This is a genomic window from Bradyrhizobium sp. (genome assembly GCF_049798375.1).
Taxonomy (GTDB): Bacteria; Pseudomonadota; Alphaproteobacteria; order Rhizobiales; family Xanthobacteraceae; genus Bradyrhizobium.
On sequence record NZ_JBARGP010000666.1, the window covers coordinates 1 to 3,661 of the forward strand.

Sequence of the window (3,661 nt, forward strand, 5' to 3'; positions counted from 1 at the left end):
GGGCCGTCGATCGCAGCGAAGCGCGTCGTCATCAGCGTGGCGATGGCATGGCTGTCGGTGCCATCGATCAGCACGAACCAGTCCGCGCCGCGTGAGGTTGCGGGAATGCCCCCGGTGGGGCCGGAGAGACCGGCATCGCCTTCGAGCAGATGCATCGAGATGATGCCGTCGAGACCGGAAGGATCGAGTTCGACGCGCAGGGCATCGCGCAGCGCGCCGTCCTGGCCGGGCTTGGGGCGCAGGCGGATGAGGCCGAGCAAGGCGCCGCGGCCGGTGCCCTTGCTGATGGTGATCCGCGCGACGCTGCGAATCATGTTCTTGAACTTCGCCATGGTCGTGACAGACCATTCGGTCTGATCGGCGAGCCGCGCGCGGTAAGGCGCGCTGTCGAGCACCTCGATGGTGTTGGTCGAATAGAGGCTGAGATATTTCGGGCTGCCCTGCTCGGCGACATAGCGCCGCGCCTCGATGAACCCAGCGATCGCGACACGCTCCTCCAGATGCTCGCGGTCGTACCAGCGATTGAAGTCGGTTTCGTCAGATGGATCGATGTCCATCGAGGTCAGCAGCATGCCTTGTCCGGCGATGGGCATTGTGGGAGTCCTTGTCTTTCGTTGATGTTCGCGGGCTATCGCGCAGTGGGCAGTGCGCACCCTCTCCCCGTTCTTACGGGGAGAGGGTGGGATGAGGGGCAGACGCCCGATTGGTGTGAATTGTAGACCTGTACCCCCTCACCCGGATTGCTTCGCAATCCGATCTCTCCCCGCAGGCGGGGCGAGGTTGCAGCGGGGCGAGCCGTAGGAGGTGTGCCAACCCTGACCCTCCAGGGGACGGTGAAGGACGTCAAGCAGTGCTGTCTTGTATTACCGCGGCCTCGTGTGCGCCGCCATATCCGCAATCGATTTCATGACCGCATCGCGGATGCCGGGGTCATAAAGATTGTGACCTGCGGCTTCGATGACACGAATTTCGACCTCGCGCCAGACCGACGCGAGCGCCGCCGAGGTTGAGGGCGGGCAGAGCAGGTCATAACGGCCCTGCACGATGATGCCGGGAATGCCCGCAAGCCTGCCAGCGTCGCGCAGCAACTGGTTTGGCGCCATGAAACAGTCGTTGTGGAAGTAATGCGCCTCCATGAACGGCGTCGCCGGCATCGCATTGCCGGAGCGCACCGCGAGCCGGTCGAGTTGGGCGCGGCCCGGCTTCACCTCGGACAGTGCACGCTCGGTGTCGTGCCAGGCGCGCGCGGCGGGACCATGGATGGCCGGATCGGGATTGAGGATGCGCCGCCAATACGAGGCGACTACTGCACCGCGCTCTTCGACAGGCAGCATCTCGACGAAATCGCGGTGCAGGTCGGGATAGAAGCGCGCCAGCGCAGGGCCAAAAGCAGTCTCGACTTCGGCGCGCGTGCCGAGGAATGTCGCGCGCAGCACCAGGCCCGCGACGCGTGTGGGATGCGCCTGCGCATAAGCCAGCGCCAGCGTCGCGCCCCAGGAGCCGCCGGAAACGATCCAGCGTTGAAAGCCGAACCGCTCGCGGATGACCTCCATGTCGGCGATCAGATCGGGCAGGGTGTTATTGACGCGGCTGCCTTTTGGCTTGCTGCGCCCACAGCCGCGCTGGTCGAACAGCACGGCGTGAAAGCGCTCGGGGTCGAACAGCCGGCGATGGTCGGGCTGACAGCCGGAGCCGGGCCCACCGTGCAGGTAGACTGCGGGCACGCCGCCGGAACGGCCGACGCTCTCGACATAGATCTCATGGCCGCCGGAAACGCGTAGCCATTCGGAGGTGAGCGGGGCGAACGGATCGGCGCGCGACGCGGCGTGTCCCGCTTCGGCGTCAGGCACCAGAATCATCCTTCTCCAGCGTGCCGCCGGCAAAGTTGCGATACAGGAAACGGTCCTGTCCGGATGCCGCATCGAGCTCGGCCTGCTTGAAGATGCTCTCGTGCAACGGCGACAGCGTGCAAGCCGGGTCGGTATTGCCCGCATCGCCCGTGAGCGCGAAGGCCTGGCAGCGGCAGCCGCCGAAATCGACCTCGCGGAATTCGCAGGACTTACACGGCTCCTTCATCCAGCCGGTGCCGCGATAGCGGTTGAAGGCTTCCGAGTTCTGCCAGATCCAGGCGATCGAATGGTTCGAGCGCACCGACTCGAATTCGAGCCCGGTGATGCTCTCGGCGGCGTGGCACGGCAGCACCTTGCCCGCGGGCGAGATGTTGAAGAACTGCCGGCCCCAGCCGCCCATGCATTTCTTCGGCCGCAGCGCGTAGTAGTCCGGCACGACATAGTCGATCGTAAGAACGCCCTTCAGCCGCTCGCGCGCCTCCTCGACCAGCCGATCGGTCTCTTCGAGTTGCGCGAAGGTCGGCATCAGGCTGGCACGGTTCTTCAGCGCCCAGCCGTAATATTGCACGTTGGCGACCTCTAACCGGTCGGCATCGAGATTGACGGCCATCTGAATGATATCGGGCAGCTGATGCAGGTTCTGCCGATGCATCACCGCATTTACGGTCAGCGGCAGATCGAGCTCGCGGGTCCACTTCGCGACCTCGAGCTTCTTGGCATGGCCGCCTTTGTGGCCGCCGACGCGGTCGGCGACGCCGGGCTCATTGCCCTGGAAGCTGATCTGCACATGGCAGAGTCCGGCGTCGGCCAGCTCCTTCAGCCGCTCGCGCGTCAGCAGCACCGCGGAGGTGATCAGATTGGTGTAGAGCCCGATATCATTGGCGTGCTGGACCAGCTCGACCAGATCCTTGCGCGCGGTCGGCTCGCCGCCGGAAAAGTGCACCTGCAGCACGCCGATCTCGGCGAGTTCCGACAGCACCTTCTTCCATTCGGCCGTCGTCAGCTCATTGCCCGCGCGGTCAAGCTCCAGCGGGTTCGAGCAATACGGGCATTGCAGCGGGCAGCGATGCGTGAGCTCCAGCAGCACGGCGAGCGGAATGCCAAAGGTCTCGGCGACCGAGCCGCGCGCCTCTAACACCGCGAGTCCATCACCGGCGTCGGTGCGCGGTTGGATATCAGTGAGTTCGGTCATGAGGTCTTCTCCCGAACTTCGGTTAGGAAGCCCTTGTCGGCGAGGTCCTGCAACATGGCAACGACGTCAGTCGCGATGGTGTCGCGCGGTGCGGCATATTTCGCCGCCAGCTCGTCGATGATGACGGCGACACTGCGCACGCCATCACAGAGCTGAAGCACTTCGACGGAAATTTCGTCCGGCGCCAGCACGCGCTCCGGCGCCAGGATCACCCAGACCTGCCGCGTCTCGTCGTATTTCAGCTTGGTATGGCGCGGCAGCACCGGCCGGCTGTGTTCGCTGACTTGGATGTTGCGCGGCGCCATGGAAGCCCTCTAACGCATCAAGCGACAATGCGGCTCAAGAGCGGCCGCGGGGAAGTCCTTCACCCTCCCCTGGAGGGGGAGGGTCGGCTCGCTTGGGCGTAGCGCAAGCGAGCCGGGGGGGGGTGAAGTTGTCGGGCACTGCGTTCGCCGCACGATCACCCCACCCCGTCTCACATCCTCGCTGCGCTCGATGTGAGCCAACCCTCCCCCTCCAGGGGAGGGTGGCAGGGTGCCTTGCGGCGCCACTATGCGATACGAGCTCATCCTGACTAACCCTCCTTCGGCACGAAAGCGCCGGGCGGGATGTGACCGTC

At 65.1% G+C, this 3,661-nt stretch carries 4 protein-coding genes; all 4 read right to left on the reverse strand.

What is annotated here, in order from left to right; all coding sequences use genetic code 11:
* A partial coding sequence (locus WA702_RS26030; protein ID WP_425113415.1) for a hypothetical protein occupies positions 1-593 on the reverse strand: 593 nt, incomplete at its 3' end.
* A gap of 270 nt (positions 594-863) precedes the next feature.
* On the reverse strand, positions 864-1,850 hold the full coding sequence (gene pip / locus WA702_RS26035; RefSeq protein ID WP_425113416.1) for a prolyl aminopeptidase: 987 nt from the start codon (positions 1,848-1,850) through the stop codon (positions 864-866).
* On the reverse strand, positions 1,843-3,042 hold the full coding sequence (gene pqqE / locus WA702_RS26040; protein ID WP_425113417.1) for a pyrroloquinoline quinone biosynthesis protein PqqE: 1,200 nt from the start codon (positions 3,040-3,042) through the stop codon (positions 1,843-1,845). Before pqqE ends, pip begins: the two co-directional genes overlap by 8 nt.
* Complete coding sequence (gene pqqD / locus WA702_RS26045; protein ID WP_425113418.1) at positions 3,039-3,347, reverse strand: pyrroloquinoline quinone biosynthesis peptide chaperone PqqD; 309 nt, start codon at positions 3,345-3,347, stop codon at positions 3,039-3,041. The genes pqqE and pqqD overlap by 4 nt, the downstream gene beginning before the upstream one ends.
* Between the last annotated feature and the right edge of the window lie 314 nt (positions 3,348-3,661).